The sequence below is a fragment of the Cellulosimicrobium composti genome (assembly GCF_010287905.1).
Classification (GTDB): Bacteria; Actinomycetota; Actinomycetes; order Actinomycetales; family Cellulomonadaceae; genus Cellulosimicrobium; species Cellulosimicrobium composti.
Genome location: NZ_JAAFAN010000029.1, coordinates 1 through 24,842, shown reverse-complemented (window position 1 = coordinate 24,842; position 24,842 = coordinate 1). Strand labels below are relative to the sequence as shown.

General features: G+C 74.5%; 19 protein-coding genes. 6 read left to right on the top strand and 13 right to left on the bottom strand.

Translation table 11 applies throughout. The features are described 5' to 3' along the window. Positions 1-14: 14 nt before the first annotated feature. Positions 15-965, bottom strand: coding sequence for a zinc-binding dehydrogenase (locus GYH36_RS10155; protein WP_312028587.1), 951 nt, complete (start codon positions 963-965; stop codon positions 15-17). Positions 966-1,057: 92 nt separating this feature from the next. Between GYH36_RS10155 and GYH36_RS10150 the strand changes: the two genes are divergently transcribed. Further along, positions 1,058-1,645, top strand: a complete 588-nt coding sequence (locus GYH36_RS10150) for a TetR/AcrR family transcriptional regulator (protein ID WP_115941819.1) — start codon at positions 1,058-1,060, stop codon at positions 1,643-1,645. 15 nt (positions 1,646-1,660) lie between these two features. Here GYH36_RS10150 and GYH36_RS10145 read toward each other — a convergent pair whose 3' ends face one another. The 5 genes from GYH36_RS10145 to GYH36_RS10125 all read right to left on the bottom strand — a co-directional run bounded on the left by GYH36_RS10145 (position 1,661) and on the right by GYH36_RS10125 (position 5,978). Next, positions 1,661-2,350: a response regulator gene (locus GYH36_RS10145; protein ID WP_115941818.1), complete on the bottom strand. Its 690-nt coding sequence runs from the start codon at positions 2,348-2,350 to the stop codon at positions 1,661-1,663. After that, positions 2,347-3,525 carry a sensor histidine kinase gene (locus GYH36_RS10140; RefSeq protein WP_115941817.1) on the bottom strand — a complete coding sequence of 393 codons (1,179 nt, stop codon included), beginning with the start codon at positions 3,523-3,525 and terminating at the stop codon, positions 2,347-2,349. Before GYH36_RS10140 ends, GYH36_RS10145 begins: the two co-directional genes overlap by 4 nt. A gap of 19 nt (positions 3,526-3,544) precedes the next feature. After that, on the bottom strand, positions 3,545-4,351 hold the full coding sequence (locus GYH36_RS10135) for an ABC transporter permease (protein ID WP_162289784.1): 807 nt from the start codon (positions 4,349-4,351) through the stop codon (positions 3,545-3,547). Further along, positions 4,348-5,265 (bottom strand): ABC transporter ATP-binding protein, encoded by a 918-nt coding sequence (locus tag GYH36_RS10130; RefSeq protein ID WP_162289783.1) that lies wholly within the window; start codon positions 5,263-5,265, stop codon positions 4,348-4,350. The genes GYH36_RS10135 and GYH36_RS10130 overlap by 4 nt, the downstream gene beginning before the upstream one ends. A 107-nt stretch (positions 5,266-5,372) precedes the next feature. Beyond that, positions 5,373-5,978, bottom strand: coding sequence for a TetR/AcrR family transcriptional regulator (locus GYH36_RS10125; RefSeq protein WP_162289782.1), 606 nt, complete (start codon positions 5,976-5,978; stop codon positions 5,373-5,375). A gap of 66 nt (positions 5,979-6,044) precedes the next feature. Here GYH36_RS10125 and GYH36_RS10120 point away from each other — a divergent pair, with 66 nt between their 5' ends. Together GYH36_RS10120 and GYH36_RS10115 are read left to right on the top strand one after the other, a co-directional pair. After that, the gene (locus tag GYH36_RS10120) at positions 6,045-7,553 is read left to right on the top strand and encodes an MDR family MFS transporter (RefSeq protein WP_203231748.1); all 1,509 of its coding nucleotides are present in this window, start codon (positions 6,045-6,047) and stop codon (positions 7,551-7,553) included. A 61-nt stretch (positions 7,554-7,614) separates the two neighbouring features. Next, entirely contained in the window at positions 7,615-8,490 is an 876-nt protein-coding gene (locus GYH36_RS10115; protein WP_162289780.1) for an oxidoreductase, read from the top strand. Between the two features lie 142 nt (positions 8,491-8,632). On the opposite strand, the gene GYH36_RS10110 is transcribed toward GYH36_RS10115, so the two are convergent. From GYH36_RS10110 to GYH36_RS10080, 7 genes are all read right to left on the bottom strand, one after another. Then, positions 8,633-9,925 carry an AGE family epimerase/isomerase gene (locus GYH36_RS10110; protein ID WP_115941811.1) on the bottom strand — a complete coding sequence of 431 codons (1,293 nt, stop codon included), beginning with the start codon at positions 9,923-9,925 and terminating at the stop codon, positions 8,633-8,635. A 153-nt stretch (positions 9,926-10,078) separates the two neighbouring features. After that, the gene (locus GYH36_RS10105; RefSeq protein WP_203231747.1) at positions 10,079-15,499 is read right to left on the bottom strand and encodes a GH92 family glycosyl hydrolase; all 5,421 of its coding nucleotides are present in this window, start codon (positions 15,497-15,499) and stop codon (positions 10,079-10,081) included. 217 nt (positions 15,500-15,716) lie between these two features. Next, a complete protein-coding gene (locus GYH36_RS10100) occupies positions 15,717-16,865 on the bottom strand; it encodes a LacI family DNA-binding transcriptional regulator (protein WP_024839147.1) in 1,149 nt (382 codons plus the stop codon). Continuing rightward, positions 16,865-18,079: a sugar ABC transporter permease gene (locus GYH36_RS10095; protein WP_162289779.1), complete on the bottom strand. Its 1,215-nt coding sequence runs from the start codon at positions 18,077-18,079 to the stop codon at positions 16,865-16,867. The genes GYH36_RS10100 and GYH36_RS10095 overlap by 1 nt, the downstream gene beginning before the upstream one ends. Beyond that, positions 18,076-18,891, bottom strand: a complete 816-nt coding sequence (locus GYH36_RS10090; protein WP_024839149.1) for an ATP-binding cassette domain-containing protein — start codon at positions 18,889-18,891, stop codon at positions 18,076-18,078. Before GYH36_RS10090 ends, GYH36_RS10095 begins: the two co-directional genes overlap by 4 nt. After that, the gene (locus tag GYH36_RS10085; RefSeq protein WP_162289778.1) at positions 18,888-19,982 is read right to left on the bottom strand and encodes a substrate-binding domain-containing protein; all 1,095 of its coding nucleotides are present in this window, start codon (positions 19,980-19,982) and stop codon (positions 18,888-18,890) included. Before GYH36_RS10085 ends, GYH36_RS10090 begins: the two co-directional genes overlap by 4 nt. Next, complete coding sequence (locus GYH36_RS10080; RefSeq protein ID WP_024839151.1) at positions 19,979-21,097, bottom strand: ROK family transcriptional regulator; 1,119 nt, start codon at positions 21,095-21,097, stop codon at positions 19,979-19,981. Before GYH36_RS10080 ends, GYH36_RS10085 begins: the two co-directional genes overlap by 4 nt. 371 nt (positions 21,098-21,468) lie before the next feature. Here GYH36_RS10080 and GYH36_RS10075 point away from each other — a divergent pair, with 371 nt between their 5' ends. From GYH36_RS10075 to GYH36_RS10065, 3 genes are all read left to right on the top strand, one after another. After that, positions 21,469-22,767 carry an ABC transporter substrate-binding protein gene (locus GYH36_RS10075; RefSeq protein ID WP_024839152.1) on the top strand — a complete coding sequence of 433 codons (1,299 nt, stop codon included), beginning with the start codon at positions 21,469-21,471 and terminating at the stop codon, positions 22,765-22,767. Positions 22,768-22,897: 130 nt separating this feature from the next. After that, positions 22,898-23,800 (top strand): carbohydrate ABC transporter permease, encoded by a 903-nt coding sequence (locus GYH36_RS10070; protein ID WP_162289777.1) that lies wholly within the window; start codon positions 22,898-22,900, stop codon positions 23,798-23,800. Beyond that, positions 23,797-24,699 carry a carbohydrate ABC transporter permease gene (locus GYH36_RS10065; RefSeq protein WP_024839154.1) on the top strand — a complete coding sequence of 301 codons (903 nt, stop codon included), beginning with the start codon at positions 23,797-23,799 and terminating at the stop codon, positions 24,697-24,699. The genes GYH36_RS10070 and GYH36_RS10065 overlap by 4 nt, the downstream gene beginning before the upstream one ends. Positions 24,700-24,842 lie beyond the last annotated feature (143 nt).

Below are 24,842 nucleotides of genomic sequence, written 5' to 3'. Positions count from 1 at the left end.
GTGCCGCCGCGCGCCTACGGGCGCAGCACGATCCGGCCGAAGACGGCGCCGCGATCCATCTGCCGGTGCGCCTCCGCGGCCCCCTCCAGCGGGAGGACCGCGTGGACCACGGGCGAGATCTCGCGCCGGACGGCCGCGTCGAGCAGGTCCGCGCGCGCGGCGTCGCGCTCGGCGACCGGGACGGTCGCCAGGCTGAAGGTCGCGAACGACCGGGACTGCTGGAACGCGCGCACGAGCGCCGCGCCGAAGTCGTCGGGCGGGAACCCCGCGACCGCGCCGACCATGACCAGGCGCCCGTTCGGGGCGAGGCGGTCGAGGAAGACGGGGACGTCCGCGCCGCCGACGACGTCGACGATCACGTCGAACGCCTCCGGCGCGTCCGGGTCCCCCGCCCCGGCGCGGTCCAGCACGTGGGTGGCCCCGAACCCGCGCAGCCGCTCGCCGCGCTCGCTCGACCGCGTCGTGACGGCGACGGCGCCGGCCCCGGCGCGGACCGCGAGCTCGACCGCGGCGATGCCGATGCTCCCCGTGGCGCCGCGCACGAGGACCGACTCGCCCGCGCGCAGGTGCGCGTGGGCGAGCGCGAAGTGCGCGACGGTCGCGGCGCTGCCCAGCGTCACGGCGTCGACGGACGACAGGCCCTCGGGGAGCGGCGTGACGTCCTCGACCCGGGCGACGACGTGCTCCGCGTACGCACCGCCGGTGCCCGTGAAGGCCCACACCCGCCGACCCCGCCACGACGGGTCGACGCCGGGCCCGACCGCGGTCACGGTCCCGGCCACCTCGCTGCCGGGGACGTAGCCGGGCGCGAGCCCCACGCCCAGCGTGCCGCGGCGCAGGGCCGCGTCGACGCCGCCGACGCCGACCGCCTCCGTCCGCAGCGCCACCTGCCCGGCCCCGGGGACCGGGACGGGGAGGTCGACCACCTCCATCCCGCTGGGGTCGCCGAGCTCCCGGATCGTCACCGCACGCACCGTTCGTCTCCTTCTCGTCGTCGTGGCCGGTACGCTTCGGACGGTAGTGGACGCCTGCGTCCGTTTGGAGGGAAGTGAGACACATGCCCGGCGACCCGACCCGGTTGCGCGCGGACGCGCAGGAGAACCGCGACAGGATCCTGGCCGCGGCGCGCACGCTCCTCGCCGAGCGCGGCACGGACGTGGGGATGCGCGACATCGCCCGGCGCGCCCACGTCGGCCCGGCGACGCTCTACCGGCGCTTCCCCACCAAGCAGGCCGTGCTGGACGAGGTGTTCGGCGAGGAGCTGCGCGCCTGCCGGGAGATCGTCGTCGAGGGGTGCGCGGACCCCGACCCCTGGCACGGCTTCACGTCGGTGGTCGAGCGGCTCACGGCGAGGAACGCCCGCACCCGCGCGTCCGTGGACGCCCTCACGGCGGCGAGCGCCGCGGACGGCACCCTCGCGGAGCACCGGCGCGAGCTCCTGCGGATGGTGTCCCGGCTCGCCGACCGCGCCCGGCGCGCCGGCCGCCTGCGCCCCGACTTCCGGGTCGACGACCTCGTGCTCGTGCTCCTCGCGGGCCGCGGGCTCGCGGCCGTGGGCCCGCAGGACCGGGACGCCGCCGCCCGGCGCTTCGCCCGCCTCGCGATCGACGCGTTCCGGGCCGGGCGCCGCGCCGAGTCGGGCTGACGACGGCCGCCGCGGTCAGGCGTCCACGAGACCTGCCCGGAACGCGACGATGACTGCCTGCACGCGGTCGCGCGCGCCGATCTTCAGGAAGAGGCGGCCCACGTGGCTCTTCACGGTGGACTCCGCGAGGAACGTCCGCCGCGCGATCTCCGCGTTCGTCAGGCCCTGCCCGATCGCGACGAGGATCTCCCGCTCGCGCGGCGTGAGCTGCGCGACGACCGCGGCCTCGGGCGCAGGGCCGCGGGCCGCCGCGGCGGAGCCGGTCAGCCGGTCCAGCAGGCGGCGCGTCGCGCTGGGCGCGATGACCGCGTCCCCGGCGACGACGGCGCGGATCGCCGAGAGCAGGTCGCCGGGCTCGGCGTCCTTGGTGAGGAACCCGCTGGCCCCCGCCTCGAGCCCCGACAGCACGTACTCGTCGAGGTCGAACGTCGTGAGCAGCAGCACGCGCGGACCCGGCTCCGGTCCGGGGCCACGCTCCACGACGAGCCGCGTGGCCGCGATCCCGTCGAGCCCCGGCATCCGGACGTCCATCAGCACGACGTCGGGGCGCAGCTCGCGCGCCAGGCGGACCGCCTCGCCGCCGTCGGCCGCCTCGCCGACCACCTCCAGGTCGGGCTGACCACCCAGGAACAGGCGCATGCCCGTGCGCTGCAGCGGCTGGTCGTCCGCCACGAGCACCCTCGTCGTCGGCGTCTCCTCCGTCATCGATGCCTCCCCTCCGCGGCGACGTCGCGCGCGGGGACGCGCGCCCGCACGCGCCACCCGTCGCCCGCGGGCCCCGCGTCGAGCTCCCCGCCGTACGCCTCGACGCGCTCCCGCATGCCGGCGATCCCGTGCCCGGCCGCGTTCACGACGCCCGCGCCCCCACCGGTGTCGGTCACCGTCACCACGACGGCGCCCGGCTCCCGGACGACCGACACGAGCGCCCGGGCGTGCGGGCCGGCGTGCCGGAGCGCGTTCGTCAGCGACTCCTGCACGACCCGGTAGACGACGAGCTGCCGGCCGGCGTCCAGGCCGCGCAGGTCCCCGGACCGGCGCAACGTCACGTCGGTGCCCGCGGCGCGCACGGACTCCGCGAGCGCCGGGAGGTCGTCCAGGCCGGGCTGCGGCCGCAGGGGCGCGCCGTCGTCGCTCGCGTCGTGGCGCAGCACGCGCAGCACCCGGCGGACCTCCCGCACCGACTCGCGGCTCACCTCGGAGATGGCGGCGAACGCGCGGACGGCGTCGTCCGGGGAGGTGCGCACGGCCACCCCGCCGCCCGCGGCCAGCGACGCGACCAGGGACAGGTTGTGCCCGATGACGTCGTGCATCTCGTGGGCGATGCGCGCGCGCTCGGCGACGGCCGCGGCGTGCGCGATCTGGCTCTGCTCGGCCGCGACGCGCTGCCGACGGGCCCGGACCTGCAGGCCGAGCAGCAGGGCGGCGGAGCTCGTCCCGGCCACCGCGACGACGAGCGTCAGGCGCTCGCCCGGCGCGACGGGGCCGGCGCTCGGCGGGGCGAGCAGCGCGACCGCCGCCAGCACCGGGACGGCGGCGACCGTCGTGACGACCGCACGACGGCGGCCGTCGTGGAGCGCGACCGTATAGAGCAGGACCCACGTCGCGAGGTACGTCCACGGCGGCGGCGTGCCGGTCACGAGCGCGCCGACCGCGGCGAGGACGACGCCCGCGACGGCGGCGGCGAGGGCTGCGAGCGGACGGCGGCGGCGGACCACGACCGCGGCGTGGACCGCGACGAGGACGACCAGCCCGCCCGGGCCGAGGCGCGGACCGGCCTGGAGCGAGACGGCCGCGACGAGCGCGGCCAGCGCGCCGTCGCACCACAGGGGGTGCCGCCGGTCGACGGCGCGCAGCCGCCGCAGGGGGTCCGTCGTCCTCATGCCCGGTCCGCGCGTCCGCTCAGACGTCCCGCCGCCGCAGGCGCCACCACGCGGCGGCGCCGAGCGCGCCCACCCACGCGACGAGCACGAGCACCGCCGTGCCGACGCCGTACGGCTCGGAGGAGAGCCCGGCCGCGCGCACGACGTTCATGGCCACCGTCGGCAGCACGTCCACGACGCCCGCCACGGGCTCGGGCAGGAAGGCGGGGAAGATCTGCGGACCGAGCTGGAACACGCCGAAGTACAGGGTGATCGCGCCCGCGGCGTCGCGGACGAGGGCGCCGAGCACGACCCCGAGCAGCGCCCCGTACGGCAGCAGGAGCGTGTTCGCGAGCACGCCCCCGAGCATCTCCGGGTCGAGGAGCGAGACGCCGCGCGCCGCGGGGAGGGTTCCGGTGGCCTGCACGAGGAGGTACAGGAGCACCGAGCTCACGACGGCGAGGCCGGTGGTGACGGCGGTGAGCACGGCGGCCTTCGCGAGCAGCACGCCGGCCCGGCGCGGGGCCGCGACCATGCTGACGCGGACGGTGCCGCTGCTGTGCTCGCTCGTCACGGTGAGCACGCCGAGCACGACGAGGGCGAGCGTCCCGATCGGGTACACGGCCGTGAAGCCGAACGGGATGTCCGAGGGCGCGCCGTCGAGCGCCGTCCCCTCGAGCACGACGTACCCGCTCAGGCCGAGGACGAGCGCGAACGCGGCGGCAAGGGTGACCCGCAGCGAGCGGAGGGACCGGAGCTTGGTCCACTCGGAGCGGAGCAGGCCGGCGGCGGTGATCCGCGCCCCGGCGAGGTCCGTGCGGGGCTCGGGCAGCGTGAGGGTGGTCATCGGGCGACCTCCGTGACGGTGCCGTACTCGACGGCGTCGCGGGTGATCTGCATGAACGCCTCCTCCAGGCTGATGCGTCGGGTGGCGAGCTCGTGCAGGGCCATCCCCCGTGCGGCCGCGAGCGCGCCGATCTCGCGCGCCGAGCGGCCCTGGACGTCGAGGGTCTCCCGGTCGAGCGCGGTCACGCTGACGTCGGCGCCCTGCAGGGCCGTCGCGAGGGCGGCGGCGTCGGGCGAGACGACGCGCACCGTGGTGGGGGCGACGGACGCGATGACGTCCTGGGCCGTGCCCGCCGCGAGGAGCCGCCCCTGGCCGATGACGACGAGGTCGTCGGCGATGAGCGACAGCTCGCTCATGAGGTGCGAGGAGAGGAACACGGTGCGCCCGTCCGCGGCGAGGTCTGCGAGCGTCCGCCGGACCCACAGCACGCCGTCGGGGTCCAGCCCGTTGACCGGCTCGTCGAGCACGAGCACCTGCGGGTCGCCGAGCAGGGCGGCCGCGATCCCGAGGCGCTGCCCCATGCCCAGCGAGAACCCGCCGGCGCGCCGGCGCGCGACGGCCCCCAGGCCGACGAGGTCGAGCACCTCGTCGACGCGCCGTACGGGGAGGGAGTGCGTGTGCGCGATCGCGAGGAGGTGGTCGCGTGCGCTGCGCCCCCGGTGCACCGCGCCGGCGTCGAGGAGGATGCCGACGTGCCGCAGCGGGTCGCGCAGGTCGCGGTAACGCCGTCCGCCGACGGTGATCCGCCCCGACGTGGGCTCGTCGAGACCCACGAGCATGCGCATCGTGGTCGACTTCCCGGCGCCGTTCGGGCCGAGGAACCCGGTGACGACGCCCGGGCGGACGGTGAACGAGAGGTCGTCGACGGCGGTCCTGCCGCCGTACCTCTTGGTCAGGTGCTCTGCGGTGATCATGGTCGGCCACGCTAGGGACGCCCCCGGCGCCGCACATCGGCCCGCGGTACCCGGCCGGCGGCACGACGGGTACCGGGGGACGAGTCCTGCGGTCGGAGCCGCGGCGCTCACGCTCCCCGTCCGCGCACGAGAGGCAGGAACACCTCGTCGACGACCTCGGCGATCTCCTCGGCGGTGGCCGCCCGGCGCGTCATGAGCACGTGGTAGCCGAGCAGGTGGAACGCGACGGTCCGCACGCGGCGGGGCAGGTCGGCCGTCGGGATCTCGCCGCGGTCCCGGGCCCGCCCGAGGATCGTGCGCACGTGGTCGTCGCTGCGCCGGGAGAGGGTGTCGCGCAGGTCGGCGAGGGTGAGCCCTCCCTCCTGCGGACCGTCGAGGCGCGCGGCCAGCTGCACGGCGACGCGGGCGCGCGCGTCGTTCGCCGCGTGCAGCAGCGCGATCACGTCACCGCGCAGCGTGCCGGTGTCCGGCGTGGGCGAGGGCTGCGCGGCCAGGACGCGTGACACCGCGGCGACGGCGAGGTCGCGCTTGGTGGGCCACCTCCGGTAGAGCACCGCGCGGCTCGTCCGCGCCCGCTCGGCGACGGCGTCGTAGGTGAGCGCCTCGTAGCCCACGTCGAGGAGCTCGTCCCACGCCGCGTCGAGGAGCGCTTCCTCGAGCTGCGCGCCGCGACGGCGCTGAGGGACGGGGCGGGAATGATCCGTAGGGGACATTGTGTTCCTTATCTTCGCCGTCTAGGGTATCTAAGATACACGCTGACTCTCAACCAGGAGGCCATGATGAGGAAGAGCACCGGAGGCGTCGCGCCCGGGGTGTGGCCCGTCGCCTGGACCACCCTCGTGGGCGGCCTGGGCGTCCTGTTCGCGACGACGGTCGTCGCGGTGGCGGTCGAACCGCTCGCCGGGATCCTCGACGTCCCGCTCTCGACGATCCAATGGATCAGCACCGGGTACCTCCTGGCGCTGGCCGTCGTCGTGCCGATCGTGCCCTGGGCCCAGCAGCGCCTCGGCGGGCGGCACCTGTGGGTGACCGGGCTGACCCTGTTCCTCGTCGCGTCCGTGCTGGCCGCCGTCGCGTGGGACGCGCCGTCGCTCATCGCGTCCCGCATGCTGCAGGGCGCCGCGGGCGGCGTGCTCATGCCGCTGATGACGACCCTCGTGATGCAGGCCGCCGCCGGGAAGGGCCTCGCGCGCGTCATGTCCGTGGTCAGCGTCCCGGCCGTGCTCGGCCCGATCCTGGGCCCCGTGCTCGGCGGGCTCGTGCTCGACGCGCTCGACTGGCACTGGCTCTTCCTCGTCACGGCGCCGTTCGCGCTCGCCGGGATCCCCCTCGCGCTGCGGTACCTGCCGAAGGACGAGCCGACGCGGAGCGCCCCGCTCGACGGCGTCGGGTTCGCCACGATGGCCGTCGGCCTGGTCGCCGTGCTGCTCGGGCTGAGCAACGCGAGCAAGGACGGCGGGTTCGTCCACCCGGACGTCCTCGTCCCGCTCGCCGGGGGCGTCGTCCTGATCGCCGGCTTCGCCGCGTGGACGCTCCGGCGCCGCTCGGACCCGCTCGTCGACCTGCGGCTCCTGCGCCACCGGCCGCTGTCGTCCTCGACGACCCTGCTGTTCCTGTCGGGGTTCGCGCTGTACGGGGCCATGCTGCTCATCCCGCTGTACTTCCAGCAGCTGCGCGGCATGACGCCGCTCGCCGCCGGCCTGCTCCTCATCCCCCAGGGCGTCGGGTCCCTCCTCAGCCGCTCCCCCGCCGCACGGCTCGCCGAGACGATCGGCGCGCGCTGGGTCGTGCTCGTCGGGTTCGTGGTCGTCGCGATCGGCACGCTGCCGTTCCTCGGCGCCACCGAGAGCACGGACCTCGTGCTCGTGAGCGCGTTCCTCCTGGTCCGCGGCATCGGGCTGGGCGCGGTCACCGTGCCCCTCATGGCGCTCGCGTTCGAGGGGCTCGCGCGCGACGAGGTGCCGCACGCGAGCGTGATCAGCCGCATCGGCCAGCAGCTCGGCGGGTCGTTCGGGACCGCCGTGCTGGCGGTCGTCCTCCAGACCGGGATCACGACGGCGGCGACGCCGGCCGCGGGCTTCCACGTCGCCTTCTGGTGGGCCACCGGGTTCACCGTCCTCGCCGTCGTCCTCTCGCTCGTGCTCCCGGCGGGCGGGCGCACGCCCGAGCCCGGCGACAACGATCGCGACGCGAGGAGCGACGCGGGGAACGACGCACGGACGTCCGGCGCCGCGAAAACGTCCACGACCGCCACCACCAGAGCGGAGGCGGAGGTGCTCGTCGACTGAGCAGCACCGCACCGCACGCAGAGCACCGCCCCTCGTGGGGCACCGAGAGAGGAGGAACACCATGACTCACGAACGCACGCCCGGCGGAACCTTCACCACGTCCGAGGGCATCACCTTCACGCGCGAGGGCCTCGGCGCGATGCAGCTCGCCGGCCCGCGCGTCTGGGGGCCTCCGGCCGACCGGGACGAGGCGGTCCGCGTGCTGCGCGCGGCCGTCGGGGCCGGGGTGAACCACGTCGACACCGCGGACTTCTACGGCCCGCACGTCGTCAACGAGATCGTCCGCGAGGCGCTCGCGCCGTACGACGGCGTCCACGTCGTCACCAAGGTCGGCTCGGTGCGCGACGAGAACGGTGGCTGGCCGCACGCGCGCTCGCCCGAGCAGCTGCGCGCCCAGGTCGAGTCGAACCTCAGGACCCTCGGGGTCGAGGCGCTCGACGTCGTGAACCTGCGCCTCGGCGGCGGTCCCGACGGCCACTCGCCCGTCCCCGGCTCGCTCGCCGAGCCGTTCGGCGCGCTCGCCGAGCTGCGCGAGCAGGGCAAGATCCAGCACCTGGGGCTGTCCGTCGTCGACGCCGCCCAGGTGGCCGAGGCGCAGACGATCGCCCCGGTCGTCATGGTCCAGAACTGGTACAACGTCGCGCACCGCGGCGACGAGGCGCTCATCGCCGCGCTCGACGCGCAGGGCGTCGCCTACACGGCGTTCTGGCCGCTGGGAGGCTTCTCGCCGCTGCAGTCCGGTGCGCTCGACGCGGTCGCGGCACGGCTGGGCACGAGCCCGAAGGCGGTCGCGATCGCCTGGCTCCTGCGCCGCTCGCCCAACGTGCTGGTCATCCCGGGCACGTCGAAGGTCGCGCACCTGCGCGAGAACCTCGCCGCCGCCGACCTCGAGCTGCCCGACGACGCCCTGGCCGCCCTGGAGCCCGTCGCCGCGTGACCGCGCGCGGCGGCCGCGACCACCGCCGGCGCACCGCGCCGGCGGCGAGAGCGTGCCGACGGTGAGGGCGTACCGGGCCCGAGGTCGCGCGCCGCGGCGACGGTGACGCGGCGCGCGACCCCGGGACCGGCGATCCGGAGGCTCAGCCCAGGATGCTGCCGGCGGCCTTGGCCGAGGCGGCGAGCGAGCCGGTGAGGGGCAGGTCGGGAAGGATCACGGCCTGCGCCGCGTGGTAGACGTCGGGCTTGCCGACCCACGTGACGCCGTCGGGGCGGTTGGCCGTGTCGAGCTCGTGGTGCCAGGACCCGCGCTCGTGGTCGACGAGGTACCGGTCGACCCACTCCCACCAGCCCGCGGCGGCGTCGCCGAACCGCGCGTCGCCCGTGACCCGGCCGAGCACGTCCGCCGCGGCGACCGCCTCGGCCGCGACCCAGTGGTAGCGGCGCGGCTCGACCGGGGCGCCCGACCAGTCGACCGTGTAGACGAAGCCGCCGCCGTGCTCGCCGTCCCAGCCGTCCGCGACCGCGCGGTCGAACAGCGCGACCGCGGCGTCCGTGCGCGCACCGGGCGTGCCCGCGGCGACGTCCACCTGGAGCAGGAGCCGCGACCACTCGAGGCCGTGGCCCGGCGTCGAGCCGTACGGCTTGAACGGGTCGCGCGGGCGGTCCGCGTTGTAGTCCGGCAGCGGGTTCCAGCCGGCGTCGAAGTGCTCGGGGATGCGCCACGCGTTGTCGCGGGCCCAGCCGATGACGCGGTCGGCGATCGACACGGCCCGCTCGAGCCACTCGGGGTCGCCCGTCGCGTCGTGCGCCGCGAGCAGCGCCTCGACGGAGTGCATGTTCGCGTTGACGCCCCGGTACTCGTCGAGGACCGACCAGTCGCGCGACCACTCGTCCGCGTGCATGCGCGGCCCGGGCTCCCAGAACCGCTCGTCGAGCACCGCGAGCGCCGCGTCGAGCAGGTCGCGCGCGCCCTCGCGGCCCGCGATCGTGCCCGACGCCGCGGCGAGCACGACGAACGCGTGCGCGTACGCGCTCTTCGTGCCGTCGACGGGCTCGGTCTCGCCCGCCGCCGGGTCGTGGCCGTCGCCCGGTCGCGGTGCCGGGCCGCGCGAGGCCACCCAGCCGCCGTTCGCCGCGTCGACGAGCACCGCGCGCAGGCCGTGCAGGGCCGCGTCGGCCCGCTCGCCCGCGCCCGGCACCCCGAGCAGCGATGCGAACGCGTACACGTGGGCCATGCGCGCCGTGATCCACGTGTGGACCGGTCGCGACAGGTCGGGGCGCCCGTCGTCGTCGAGCCACTGAGCGGCCCCGTCCGCACGCAGCGACGCCTCGCCGAAGCGCAGCAGGTCGGCAAGCTGCTCGCGGCGCCACGCCGTGCGATCGACTCGCAGGTCGGTCGTCGGCGCGGTCCGCTCGGTCGGGTGCTCGGTCATGTGTCGGTCCTTCTCGTGCTGGGTACGTGGCGCCGCACCGGGCGCGGGGCCGGGACGGCGCGGTGCCCCGGGACGATCATCCCGGGGCACCGCCGGTGGTGCATGCTCACCTCACGCCTCGGTCGGCGAGGTCGTGGGGCGGGCGGGTGAGGTTCAGCCGCAGGTCACGGCGGCGTAGTCGCTGTCGATCGACGCCGTCACCTCCTCGTCGCCGCTCCCGCGCGTCGCCTCGACCGTGACCGTGCCGGCCTCGACCGACGTGGCCCGCGTCGCGAACGACTGGTAGGCGTTGGCCCCCGGCGCGACGGCCGCGAGCTCCTTGGTGCCGAACGGGGTGACGAGCCGCACCGCGACGGGCACGTCCTCGCCGTTCTCCGCGCGGACCGCGACGTACACCTTGCCCGCGAGGCACCGCGTGCTCACGGTGACGTCGATCGCGAGCTCCGCCTGGCCCTCGGTCACGGTCACGGGGACCTCGACCACGCGGCTGGTCCAGCCGTCGTCGACCACGACGTACGCCGTGTACGACCCCGCCGCCGCGTAGGCGTGCGAGCCGGTGACCGACCCGTCCGCCACGACGCCCGCCTCGACGTCGGACCCGTCGCCCCACGTGACCGCCGCGCGCAGCTCGGCGCCCTCGCGGCCGCCGGTCACGTGCGCGAGGACCGCGTCGGTGGACCGGCCGACGGCGAGGCTCACGCCCTCGGCCGCCGTCACCTCGAGCGGGGGCTGCTCCGCGAAGGTGCCGTCGTGCGCGATCGCGACGACGTGGATGCGCCCGTCGCGCGCGAGCTCGCCCGGCTGGTCCGGGAGCGTGAGGCTCACGGGCCGCTTGCCCTCGGGGAGCGTGATCGGCGCCGTCGCGAAGAACGCGGCGGGGGTGCCGGTCTGCGGGCTCCCGCCGCGCAGGCGGTGGTCCGTCACGGCGACCGCGATGTTGCCGAACACCGGGTTGCGGGCGGCGCCCGACCAGTCGCCGAAGCTCAGGTCGATGGGCTGGGACGAGCCGTCGTCGAACGTCAGCGTGCCGGTGGCCTGCTGGTTCTTCTCCGTGCCCGTGCCGATCACCGAGAGCTGCTCGGCGTCCGCGGGGACGTCCAGCTCGATGGTCTGCCCGTCGCCCGTCGCGTTGTCCGGCTCGCCCGCGGGGACCGCGGGGACGTCGAACGCGAGGTCGGTGCCGGGCACCGTGCCGCGCTCGCCCTGGACGAAGCCCTTCGCCTCGAGCTGCGCCCGGTCGAAGAACACGCCCTGCCCGTCGCACGAGCCGACCGTGGTGCCGACGTCGCCGATGCACACGTTGTCGTACGCGGCGAGCAGCGAGCCCTCGCGCAGGAGCGAGACGCTCACGTGGGACGTCGCCGTGACCGGCTCGACCCCGTCGCCGGAGACCGTCACCGTCACCGGGTACACGCCCGGGGCGGCCCACGTGTGCGCGGCGTGCACCGCGTACCCGCCGAACGCGCCGGCCACGAGCGTCCCGGCGACCGGGTCGGACCCGTCGCCGAACGTGACCTGCGCGTCGAGCGCGGCCACGTCGCCCCCGACCCCCGTGAGGGTCGCGAACGCGCCGGTGACCTCGCGGCCCGTGACGGCCTCGCGGTCCGGGGCGGCCGAGAGCGTGAGCTCCTGGGCGCCCGACTCCCGCGGGTCGGCGAGCAGCTCGACCTCGGCGAGCGACAGCGCGCCCTCGCCGGCCGTGGCCGTGACCGTGACGCGGTACTGCGCGAACGCCGCCGGGTCGGCGACGGTGAACGGCCGCGTCTGCAGCGCCCAGCGGAACTGCTCGCCCGACCGCTCGTCGAGCGTCGTCCACGTCTCGCCGTCGTCCGAGCCCTCGAGGGTCCACGCGGACGGCGAGGCCGTCCCGCTCGCCCCGGAGGTCAGGGTGTACGTCGCGACCGTCGGCCGGATGCCGTTGCCCGCCCACGTGATCGACGGGGTCGACGTGGCGAACGTCGTGCGCGAGGCGGACGTGTTGTCCGTGAGCGCCGTGGCGCTCGTGGACGCGTCGCCGTCGCTGACGGTCGTCGTGCCGAGGCCCACCGTGGTGGCGTCCTTCGCCGGGACCGGGGGCTCGTCGCCCTCGGTGAGCGACGGCGGCGCGTCGTCCTCGCCCGTGCCCCACGCCGACGGCTCCGGACCCATGACGAAGTCCAGGGTCGCGCCGCCCGAGAGGTCGGCCTGCGAGAGCGACGTCGACGTGCGCGCCTCGCCGTCCACGGCGAGGGACTGGACGTAGACGTTGTCGACCGAGTTGTTCTCGGCGTTGACGACGAGGTCGCCGTCCGGCAGGTGCACGGTCGCCGTGTCGAACAGCGGCGAGCCGACCGCGTACTGGTCGGAGCCGACCTGCAGCGGGTAGAAGCCGAGCGAGGCGAAGATCCACCACGACGACATCTCGCCGTTGTCCTCGTCGCCCGGGTAGCCCTGGCCGATCTCGCTGCCCACGAAGAGGCGGCGCATGACCTCGCGGACCTTCTCCTGGGCCTTGGCCGGGGCGCCCGCGGCGTCGTACAGCCACGGGATGTGGTGCGACACCTGGTTGCTCATGCCCCACATGCCCATGCGCACGTCGCGCGCCTCGCGCTGCTCGTGGATGCCGCCGTTGCCGGCACCCCGCTCCGGGGTGGAGAAGAACAGGTCGAGCTTGTCCTCCAGGCCCTGCTTGCCGCCGTAGAGGTTCGCCAGGCCCTGGCCGTCCTGCGGCGCGTGGAACGCGAAGTTCCAGCCGCTCGTCTCGGTGTAGCCGCCGCCCCACGCCTCGGGGTCGTACGTCTCCGGGTCCACGGCCCACGAGCCGTCCGCGTGGCGCGGCACGAAGAAGTCGACCTCGGGGTCGAACAGCTCGACGTAGTGCGTGGCGCGCTCGAGGAAGTACGCCGACTCCTCGCGCAACGTCTCGCGACGCTCGTCCGGCGTGGCCGGGTCCTCCGCGAGGGCCGCGGCCATGTTGCCGATGCCGAAGTCGTTGATCAGGCCCTCCAGGCCCCACGACACGGACTCGTGCGTGGACTCCGGCGTGAACCCGAGGAACGGCGACGTCTGCAGGCCCTTGCGGCCCACGGCGTTGTTCGGCGGCGCGACGGTCGCGTTGCGCAGCGCGGCGTCGTACGCCTCGAGCGCGGTGCCGGTCGGGAGCGAGCCCTTGAGGTACGCGTCCGCGAACGCGACGTCGGAGCTCGTGCCCGTCATGAGGTCGGCGTAGCCCGGCGAGGACCAGCGCGCGATCCAGCCGCCGTCGCGGTACTGCTGCACGAACCCGTCGATGAGCTCGCCCGCGAGCTCCGGGTAGAGGAACGAGTACGCCGGCCACGCCGTGCGGTACGTGTCCCAGAACCCGTTGTTCACGTAGATCTTGCCGTCGACGATCTTCGCGTTCGTCTGCGTGTCGGTCGCCGAGCCGGTGGTCGCGGAGACCGGGCTCGCGTACTGGTACCGGGGCTCGTCCGCCGTGCCCGTGTTCTCGAACTGCGAGTTCGGGTACAGGTTGAGGCGGTAGAGGTTGGAGTACAGCGTGACGAGCTGGTCCTCGCTCGCGCCCTCGACCTCGATGACGCCCAGGCGGTCGTTCCACGCCTCGGCCGCGGCCGCCTTGACCTCGGTGAAGGTCTTGCCGGTCACCTCCAGGTCGAGGTTCTTGCGCGCCTGGTCGAGGCTGATGAACGACGTCGCGACGCGCAGCTCGACCGTGTCGTCGGACGACGTGTCGAACGTGGCGAACCGCGCGTCGGCCCGGTTGCCCGTCGCCGTCCCGACCGCCGTCGGACTACGGTCGAAGGAGCCGGCGACGAACATCCGCGTGCGGCCCACGGAGAGGCCGGACCCGTTCTCGACCCAGCCGGAGATCGTGCCCGTGGCCTGGTCGAGCGTGAGCTTGGACGAGCCGTCCACCTTGTCCACGATCACGTGGCCCGTGCTGCCGGGGAACGAGAAGCGCAGCACCGCGCCGTGGTCGCTGGGCGTCGCCTCGAGGGCGGAGCCGTTGGTGAACCGGACGCCGTAGTAGTCGGGCCGCGCCGTCTCGTCGGCGTGGTCGAACTCGAGACCGCGCGTCGAGAGGGTCGCGTTCGGCGTGCCCGCGACCGTCGACGGCAGGAACGTCAGCTGGTTGCGGTCCCCCATCCACGGGCTCGGCTCGTGCGAGACGCCGAAGCCCTGGAGGACGGGCTTGTTGTTGCCGTTGTTGGCCTTGTGGTACTCGTACAGCCAGCTCTGCGAGGACGCGTTGGTGTACGGCACCCAGAAGTTGAACCCGTTCGGCAGGGCCGCCGCCGGGATGTTGTTCCCGCGCGAGAACGAGCCCGACGCGTGCGTGCCGCGGCGCGTGTCCACGTAGTTGACGAGGCTCGACCCGTCGATCGTCGCGGGGTCCGCGGTGATCGCCACGTCGTCGAGCCAGCCCGCGAACCGCGTGCCCGCGTGCCCGGCCGGGTTGTCGTACCCGACGAGGAGCTGGTCGACGGTCTTGCCCGCGGCGACGTCGCCCAGGTCGATCCGGACCGAGTTCCACTGGTCGGCGTAGAGGATCTTGCCCTCGCCCTGCGCCTGCGCGCTCGCGACCGTCTCGTGCGCGTCGCGCGCGCCGAGGTCGGACAGGAAGGTGCCGTCGGTGAAGCGGACGTCCACCGCGGCGTACGTCGACGGGTACTGCAGGTCGTCGAGCAGCTCGGGGAAGATCGTGTAGCTCAGGCGCGTGTCCTCGCCCACGACGACGTCCACGTCGTCGTAGAGGACGTTCGTCGCGTACGCCTCGCCGTCGGCGATGTGCGAGCCGTCGTAGCGCAGGGAGCGCAGGCCGGTGAACCCGACGCCGGCCTTGTTCGTGAAGTTCACGCGCGGCCCGGTGCCGACCTCGGTCGTCATGGGCGCGGGCGGCTGCGCGGCGGAGAGGTCGGACGAGAGGTCCCAGCCGGCGAGCTGCACGATGTTGTCGCCGGAGTTCGCGGTGATGTTCAGGCGCAGGTAGGCGTAGGCGGCGGTCGGCTCGTCGAGCTCGAACACGCGCTGCTGCTGGCGCTGGGGGAAGTCCTCGTCGGTGCGCTGGTCGAGCGGCGTCCAGGTGGTGCCGTCGGAGGAGCCCTCGATCGTCCAGTTCTTCGGGTCACGCCCGGGGGCGTCGTCGCCCGACGTCATCGCGTAGGCGGAGATCGAGACGGGCTCGGCGAACTGGTACGTGACCCAGCCGGTCGAGGCGAACGCGAGCCACTTGGTGCCCGAGCTGCCGTCGGCGAGCTTGGCGGCTCCCTCGTTGGGCAGGTTCTCCGCGCTCGCGGTGATGCTCCGGAGCCCGCCGAGCACGCTGCCGGGCAGGCCCGCGGTGAAGGCTCCGACGTTCGACTGCCAGGGCTCGCCGTCGCGCTCCGCCACCGTGGTGGACAGCGGGGCCGGGTCGCCGGACTCGAACGAGGAGAAGAAGTCGCCGGGCTCGGCGGCGGCCGCGGGCGCCGCGGCGAGGACGCCCACGGGTACCGCGAGGGGTACGGCGAGGGCCACGGCGAGCGCGAGCCCGAGCGGGCGCGCGCCGCCGCCGGAGCGCGCGACCGCGCGTCCGGGCGGGAGGGGTCTGATCATGCTCGCGATCTCCTTCGATCATCTGACAGCGCTGTCAGGCTGCAGGGGTGCCCCTGACAACGCGCAGGGGGGAAGCGTTGTCAGGGGCGACCTGAACTTATGCGGCGGCTCCTCGCTTTGTCAACGCGACCTCGGCGGGGCCGGGCCGCGTTCGGCGAGGGGATCTCGGGGGCGCGCACGGCGTGCCGGACGCGCGGTTCGCACCGCCCGTGCGCACCTAGGCCCCGGGGCCGGGGACCTCCCCCGTGCCCCGCACGACGAGCCGTGTCGGCACCACGACCAGCCGCGGCGCGAGCTCGGGGTTCTCGGCGCGCGAGACCGCGAGCGCCGCGGCCTGACGACCCATCTCGACGACGTCGTAGCCCACGACGGTCACGTGCAGGAGGTCGGCCAGCTCGAAGTCGTCGAAGCCCACGAGCGCGACGTCGGGCGCCTCGCCCCCGGAGACGCGGTCGCGCAGGGCGTGCAGCGCGCCGACGGTGATCTTGTTGTTCGCGGTGACGAGCGCCGTCGGCGGCTCCGGCAGGGCCAGGAGCTCGGTGACGAACGCGCGTGCGAGGTCCGCGTCGTGCGCGCCGTCGCGCACGTACCGCGCGGGGTCCTCGACGCCGGCGGCCCGCAGCGTCGCCACGAACTCGTCGCGGCGCTCCTGGAACGTCCACAGGCGCGAGACGTCGCCCACGAGGGCGATGCGCCGGTGCCCGTGCGCGAGCAGGTGCGTCACGGCGTCGCGCACGCCGCCGCGGTTGTCGATGACGACGGTGTCCGCCTCGACGCCCTGCGCGGGGCGGTCGATGAACACGACCGGGAGGCCGTCGTCGAGCTCGCGGCGCAGCGACGAGTGGTCGGTCGAGGTCGGCGTGACGACGAGCGCGCCGACGCGCCGCTCGACGAGCGCCTCCGTGAGCGTGCGCTCGCGCTCGGGCTCCTCGTCGGAGCTCGTCGTGATGAGCTGCAGCCCGTGGTGGCGCAGCTCGCGCTCGATGCCGCTCGCGAGCGCCGAGTAGAACGGGTTCGCGAGGTCGCCGGTCACGAAGCCGACGAGCCGCGACGAGCCGCCGCGGGCGAGGTCGGCCGCGACGGCGTTGCGCCGGAACCCGAGCCGCTGCGCGGCCTCCTGCACCTTGGCGCGCGTCTGCGGCGCGACGTTCGGTTCGTCGTTGAGGACGCGGGACGCCGTCTTGAGGCTGACGCCCGCGGCCTCGGCGACCGACGCGAGCGTCGGGCGCCGTCCTCCGCGGCCCGCGTGCGGTCGCGCGGCGGCGTCGGGCGCGACGCGCGTCGCCGCGGCCGGTCCTGCCACCGTCGTGACCGGGGCCCCGCCCGGCGGGAGCATGTCCGCGTGCTCCCCCTGCACCACCATCATCAGATCTCCCGTCGGCCGCGGATGAGCATGTCGACGACGATAGCGAGCAGGAGCACCGCTCCGGTCACGATGTAGCGCGTCGCCGTGTCGAGGTTGAGCAGGGTGAGGCCGTTCGCGATCGACTGGATGACCAGCACGCCGAGCAGCGCGGACCACGCGCTGCCGCGCCCGCCGAACAGGCTCGTGCCGCCGATCACCGCCGCGGCGATGGCCGTGAGGTAGGTGTCCGCCCCGCCCGTGCCCTGGTTCGCGGCGGCGAGGCGGCCGGCAGCGAGGACGCCGCCGAGCGCGGCGAAGGTGGAGCAGGCGACGAAGCACGAGACGACCGTCCGCCGCACGGCGACGCCCGCGAGGAGCGCCGACCGGCGGTTGCCGCCCACCGCGCGCACCGAGCGACCCCAGCGCGTGCGGCGCAGGAGCACGTCGACCACGACGACGAGCGCGACGAAGAGCACGACGGTGTAGCCGATGCCGCGCGCCGTGCCGAGGTAGGCGACGGTCGCGACGAGGACGGCGGCGAGGAGCCCGGTGCGGACCGCGGCGCGGCCCAGGCCCGGGCTGGGGAGCCCCGCGCGCACGCGGCGCACGTGGTCGGCGACGCGCAGCGCCGCGTACCCCACGACGACGGCGGCCACGAGCCCCCACGCGACGGCCGGGGCGAGGAAGCCCTGCTGGACCGTGCGCACGAGCCACGACTCGAACGGGAGGTTGATCGACCCCTTGGGCCCGAGGACGCGCAGCTGCACGCCCGCGAGGACGAGCAGGCCCGCGAGCGTGAAGACGAACGACGCGAGGCCCAGGCGCGTGGACAGCAGCCCGTACCCGATGCCCACGACGACGCCGACGGAGAGGGCCGCGACGATCGCGAGCCCGACCGGCCACCCGAGGCCGACCGTCCCGACCGCGAGCACCGCGGCCGCGAGCCCGCTCACCGACCCGACCGACAGGTCGATCTGCCCGACGAGCAGCACGATGACGACGCCGAGCGCGATGATGCCCGTGGGCGCGCTCTGGAGCGTGAGGTTGACGAGGTTCTCCGCGGAGAGGAACGCCGGGTTGATCGCGCCCAGCACGACCCAGATGAGCAGGAGCGCGCCGACGATCGGCAGCATGCCGAGGTGCGCGCCGCGCAGCTGCTGCACGACGGTGCCGGACAGGGCGCCGGTCGTCGTGCGCTCGAGCGCGGCGCCGGGGGTGCGGCCGGGGACGCTCATCGGTGCACCGCCCCCGTGCCGCCGGCCCGCCGCTCGCGGGGCTCCGGGCCGGACGCGGCGCGCGCGGGACCGCCGGGGCGCGCGGGCCGGACCGCGCCGGTCATCGCGGCGAGCAGGTCCTCGTACGAGGTGTCGCCCGAGAACTCGCCGTGCACGCGCCCGAGGCGCAGCACGACGATGCGGTCCGCGACGGCCTGGAGGTCGCCCGCCTGGTGGCTGATGAGCACGACGGCGTGGCCGCGCTCGCGCAGCTTCTCGATGAGGTTGAGCACCTCGGCGGTCTGGCGGACGCCGAGCGCGGCCGTCGGCTCGTCGAGCACGAGGACGCGCGGCGCGCCGAGCAGGGCCCGGGCCACCGCGACGACCTGGCGCTGGCCGCCGGACAGCGTGCGCACCGGCTGGCGCACCGAGGGGACGGTCGCCGCGAGCTGGTCGAGCAGGCCCCACGCCTCGCGCTCCATCGCGATCTCGTCGAGGAACGGCCCGCGCAGCGTCTCCTGGCCGAGGAACACGTTCTCGACGACGTCGAGGTCGTCGACGAGCGCGAGCTGCTGGAAGACCGCCGCGATCCCGTGCGTGCGGGCCGCGGCGGGCGAGTCGAGCACGACGGGCGCGCCGTCGAGCAGGACCTCGCCGCCGTCCGGGCGGAACGCCCCCGCGATGACGCCCGCGAGCGTCGACTTGCCGGCGCCGTTGTCGCCCACGACGGCGAGCACCTCGTGCTCGCGCACGTCGACGTCGACGTCGACGAGCGCGCGGACGCCGCCGAAGTTCTTCGAGACGCCGCGCAGCGACAGGACGGGTGCGCTCACGGTGCGGCCTCCAGGAGCCCGGCCTCGACGCACGCGTCGACGTAGTACGGGGTGCAGATCTCGTCGACGGAGTGGACCCCGCCGTCCACGACGACGCGCTGCACGTCGTCGACCCCGACGGCGCGCGGCGCGAGCAGCAGGCTCGGGACGCCGTCGATGACGGCCGTCGCGCGCGGGTCCTCGCCGCGCAGCACGCGCACGGCGAGCTCGGCCGCCGTCCGCGCCTGCTGGGCGGTCGCCTTGTAGACGGTCATGTACTGGTCGCCCGAGACGATGCGCTGGACGGCCGCGAGCTCGCCGTCCTGGCCGGTCGTGGGCGGCACGGGGTCGAGACCGGCGGCCTTCATGGCCGCGATGGCTCCGCCCGCGATGCTGTCGCTCGCCGCGAAGACGCCGTCGACGCGACCGGGGTACTGCGTGAGCTGTCCCTCGACCCACTCGGTCGCCTTGTCGGGGCTCCAGTCGGGCGTGTCGTACTCGGCGAGCACGTCGATGTCCTCTCCCTCGAGCGCACGGTGGGCGCCGGCGGCGAGCTCCGCGGCGTTCGGGTCGGTCGGCGAGCCCTGGACGAGCAGGACGCCCGGCCGCCGGCCCTCGCCCGGCGGGTCCTGCTCCGCGCGGTCCAGGACCGCGCCGACGAGCGCCTCCCCCATGAGGTACCCGATGAGCTCGTTGTCGAACGAGACGTAGTAGTTCGCGCCGTCGACGAAGCGATCGTAGGCGATGACGGGCACGCCGAGGCGCTGGGCCTCGGCGACGATGCTCACCGCGGCGACGGCGTCGACCGCGTCGAGGACGAGCACGTCGGCGCCGCGCGCGAGCATCGACTCGGCCTGCTGCTGCTGGTTCGCCGCGTCCTGCGCGGCGTTGGCGTACAGCACCTCGCACGTGGGGCAGCGTCGCTCGACGACGCCCACGAAGGTGGGCCGGTCGGTCGTCTCGTAGCGCGCGGTCTTCGCCTCCGGCAGCAGCAGCCCGATCGTCCCCTCGGACGGGCCCGCCGGCGCCTCCTCGGGCGCGGCGCACCCGGCGAGCGCGAGCAGGGTGACGACGGCGGCCGCGACGGCGCGGCGCACGCGCGCGGCGGTCATGCGCTCACCCCCAGCGACCCGCTCACGCGGGCCAGGTCGAGCGCGACGGCGAGCGCCCCGCGCACCTCGGCGGCGGAGCCGAGCTCGGACGCGACCACCTGGACGGGTCCGGCGGTGCTCGGCACGGTGCGCTGCTCGAGCGCCGTGCGCAGCGGGCCGAGCAGCGCCTCGCCCGCCTCGGCGAGCTGCCCGCCCACGACGACGATCTCCGGGTCCACGAGGTTGCAGAGGTTGGCGGCCGCGACCCCGAGGTGCTGGCCGGCGTCGAACAGGACGCGGCGGCAGCCCGGGTCGCCCTCCTGCGCGCGCGCGATGACGTCGCGCAGCGTGAGGTGCCCGCGGCTCTCGGAGAGCATGGAGAGCAGCACGCCCGCGCCGACGTACATCTCGAGGCACCCGCGGTTGCCGCACCGGCACACGGGGCCGTTCTCGTCGATCGTCACGTGCCCGATCTCGCCCGCGACGCCCGCCCGGCCGTGCACGACGCGCCCGCCCAGGACGAGCCCGCCGCCGACGCCGTGCGACACGCGCAGGTAGGCGACGGCGTCGTGCCCGACGGCCGCGCCGAACCGGGTCTCGGCGAGCGCGCCGAGGTTGGCGTCGTTGTCGACCGTCACGGGCGCGCCGAGCTCGGCCTCGAGCACCTCGGGGACGACGACGCCGTCCCACCCGCGCATCATCCCGACCGTGGCGATGCTGCCCGCGCGCACGTCGACCGGCGCGGGGACGCCCACGCCGACGGCCAGCAGCTCGTCCGGGGCGGCGTCGACCGACGCGACCATCTCGGCGACGAGGAGCGCGGCGCGCTGGAGGCCCGTGTCCGCGCGGTGGTCCGGCGCGAGGGGCATGCGCTGGTCGGCGAGGACGCGCATCGAGGCGTCGGCGAGCGCGACGCGCATCGACCGGCTGCCGAAGTGGACGCCCGCGACGAGCCCGAGGTTGCGCGCGAGGGTGACCTGGAGCGCGCGGCGCCCGCTGCGCGTGGACGGCGAGGTGTGCAGCACGCCCGCGCCCGTGAGCTCCTTGACGATGTTGGAGACGGTGGCCGGGGACAGCCCGGTGACGCCGGCCAGCTCGATCTGCGTGAGGGAGCCACGCTGCTGGACGGCGCTCACGATCCGAGCTCGGTTGGCCTCACGCAGTGAAGTCTGCGAGCCCGGGGTCACCCGGTCAGCGCGCACGTCCGCCAGAATACCGCCGAGGCACCCCGGTCCAGGTGGGGCGCCCCGGCTCGGTCCCGTGCGGGTTCCCTCGGCCGCTGGTCGATAGCGCTGTCATCCGAGGCGGTCCTCAGCGGAGCCGCAGGTTGGATCCACGACCTGACGTGAAGATCACGATTGGGCGACGCTTGAGTTCACTTCTTGACACCAAGCGTGGGTCGCCGTTGGATGGGCACCGGGTTCGAGGGCGCGCCGGTGCGCCCGGCCGGCGCGACGTGGTCGTCCCGCTGGTCCCCAACGACCGAAGAAGGCGTAGGGAAATCACGATGCGAATCGATCGCAGGACGAGCGCGACGGTGGCGACTGCCGCCCTCGTGGGTCTCGCACTCGCCGCGTGCAGCGGCGGTGGTTCCGGTGACGGGGGCACCGGTGACGGTGGCGCTTCCGGGGGCGGCGACGAGGTCGAGGTCTTCACCTGGTGGGCCGCCGGCTCCGAGAAGGCGGGTCTCGACGCGCTGGTCGGCGTGTTCGACGAGCAGCACCCCGACGTGACGTTCATCAACGGCGCGGTCGCCGGCGGTGCCGGCTCGGCCGCCAAGGACCTCCTCCAGTCGCGCCTCCAGGCGCAGGACCCGCCGGACACGTTCCAGGCGCACGCCGGCGCGGAGCTGCAGGACTACATCGACGCCGCGCAGATCGAGGACGTCTCCTCGCTGTACGACGAGTTCGGCCTCAACGACGTGTTCCCGGCCGACCTGGTCGACCGCCTCAAGTCCGAGGACGGCGCGATCTACTCGATCCCGTCGAACATCCACCGCGCGAACGTCGTGTGGGCCAACCCGGCGGTCCTCGAGGCCAACGGCATCGACCCCGCCGCGACCTACGCGGACCTCGACGCCTGGATGGCGGACCTCGACACGCTCCAGGCCGCCGGCGTCACGCCGCTGTCCGTCGCGACGACGTGGACCCAGGTCCACCTCCTCGAGACCGTGCTCCTCGCCGACCTCGGCGCGGAGGCGTACAACGGCCTGTGGGACGGCTCGACCGACTGGGCCGGCCCCGAGGTGACGGCCGCGCTCGAGGACTTCGAGAAGCTCATGGGCTACACCAACACCGACCGTGACGGGCTCGACTGGCCCGAGGCGACCCAGATGGTGATCGACGGCAACGCCGGGTTCAACGTCATGGGCGACTGGGCCGTCGCGGCGTTCGAGGAGCAGGGCAAGGCGCTCGGCACCGACTTCACCGCGTTCCCCGTGCCGGGCACCGACGGCGTGTTCGACTTCCTCGCCGACTCGTTCACCCTCCCGGTGGGCGCGCCGCACCCCGACGGCGCCAAGGCGTGGCTCGAGACCGTCGGCTCGCTCGAGGGCCAGGTCGCGTTCAACAAGGCCAAGGGCTCCATCCCGGCCCGTACCGACGCCGACGCCTCGGAGTTCTCCGAGTACCAGCAGACCGCGATCGAGTCGTTCGGCCAGGACACGATCGTGTCCTCGCTCGCGCACGGCGCCGCCGCGCCGGTCGCGACGCTCAACGCGATCTCCGACGCGACGAGCAAGTTCACCTCCGGCGGGTCCGACCTCGCGACCTTCCAGTCCGAGCTCGTGTCCGCCACCCAGGGCTGAGACCGGTCCACCGGAGCCGCCGCGCGTCGTCGGGCACGTCCCGACGGCGCGCGGCGGACCCGCGCGACCGGAACCCTCCCCGGGATGCCGCCGAGCGGCTCCCTCGCCCCCACGACCGGGAAGACCCACCATGCTCAAGTCACTGCGACGCGCCGGCCCCGCGCTGCTGATGCTCGCCCCCTCGCTGATCCTCGTCGGCGTGTTCGTGTACGGCCTCATCGGCGCGAACTTCACGACGTCGATCACCGACAACCACACCGCGGCGCAGGCCACCGGCCAGAAGCCGTCGGTGGTCGTGTGGTTCGAGAACTACCTCGACCTGCTCGGCAGCGAGGCGTTCCAGCACTCGCTGAAGAACCTCGTCCTCTACACCGTCGTCTTCCTCGCCGGGACGATGCTCATGGGCTTCCTGTGGGCGTGGATGATGGACCGGCCCGTCAAGGGTGAGGGCTTCTTCCGGTCGGTCTACCTGTTCCCCTTCGCCGTGTCGTTCGTCGCCTCGGGCGTCGTGTGGCGCTGGCTGCTCAACTCGAACCAGGGCGAGCAGGCGAGCGGCCTCAACCGCCTGTTCCAGATCGTCGGCCTGGACTTCCTGCAGAACAACTGGTGGAACAACGTCACGTGGGGCATCACCGCGATCGCGATCCCCGCGATCTGGCAGCTCTCCGGCTACGTCATGGCGCTCTTCCTCGCCGGGTTCCGCGGCATCCCCGACGAGCTCCGCGAGGCGGCCCGCATGGACGGCGCGAGCGAGTGGAAGCTCTACCGCCACGTGCTGTTCCCGCAGCTGTCGCCGGTCGCGCTGTCGGCGCTCATCATCATCGGCCACATGTCGCTCAAGGCGTTCGACCTCATCATGTCGATCTCGAAGCCCGCGAACTACCAGACCAAGGTGCCCGCCGTCGACATGTACGTCTTCAAGTCGAGCTTCGACTACGCCAACGCGGCGGCCGTCGGCTCGATCCTGCTGATCATCGTGGCCGTCGTCATCGTGCCCTACCTGGTCCGCACCAACCGTCAGGAGAAGCGATGACGACCACCTCGACGCCGGCCGTCCCCACTCCCGACGTCCTCGGCACCCCGCGCCAGACCGAGCGTCGTGCCCCGCGCGGACGGTTCTCCGTCGGCCGCACCCTGAAGTACGCCGCGCTGCTCTTCTTCGTCGTCATCGTCCTCATCCCCGTCTACGTGCTGCTCGTGACGAGCTTCAAGGGCGCGGGCGACGCGTCCCCGGCACGCGCGTGGGCGCTCCCGCAGGTGTGGACGCTCGAGAACTGGCAGACCGCGTGGACCGCTTTGTCGCCGGCGATCCTGCGCTCGCTGCAGATGGTCGTGCCGGCCGCGATCATCGCGGCCTTCCTCGGCTCGCTCAACGGGTTCGTGCTCTCGCGCTGGTCGTTCAAGGGCGCGAACGTCGTCTTCACGCTCATCCTCTTCGGGATGTTCATCCCGTACCAGGCCGTGATGATCCCGCTCAACCAGCTCGTGCTGGGCCTGGGCATCCCGAGCGGCGTGCCGTCGCTGATCCTGCTCCACGTGGTCTACGGCATCCCGATCACGACGCTCATCTTCCGCAACTACTACATGACGGTGCCGCACGAGCTCGTCGAGGCCGCGCGCGTCGACGGCGCGGGCATGCTGCGCACGTTCTGGTCGATCATCCTGCCGATCTCGATCCCGAGCTTCGTGGTCGTGCTCATCTGGCAGTTCACGTCGGCGTGGAACGACTTCCTCTTCGCGGTGTTCTTCTCCTCGAGCCAGAACGGCCCCGTCACGCTCGCGCTGAACAACCTCGCGAACGGTGCGCTGCTGCAGAACTACGGCGTCTCCATGGCGGGCGCGCTCTTCGCGTCGCTCCCGACGCTGCTCGTGTACATCGTCCTCGGCAAGTACTTCGTCGGCGGGCTGATGTCCGGCTCCGTCAAGGGCTGAGCGAGCCGCAGGCTCCTGCGCGGGCTCCCGTCGAGGGGGGGGGGGGGGGGGGGCCCCCGCCCCCCCCCCCCGGGGGGGGGGGCGGCCGGGGGCCCGGCGCGGGGGGGGCCCCGGGGGGGCGCCCAGGGGGGGGCCCCCGCCCG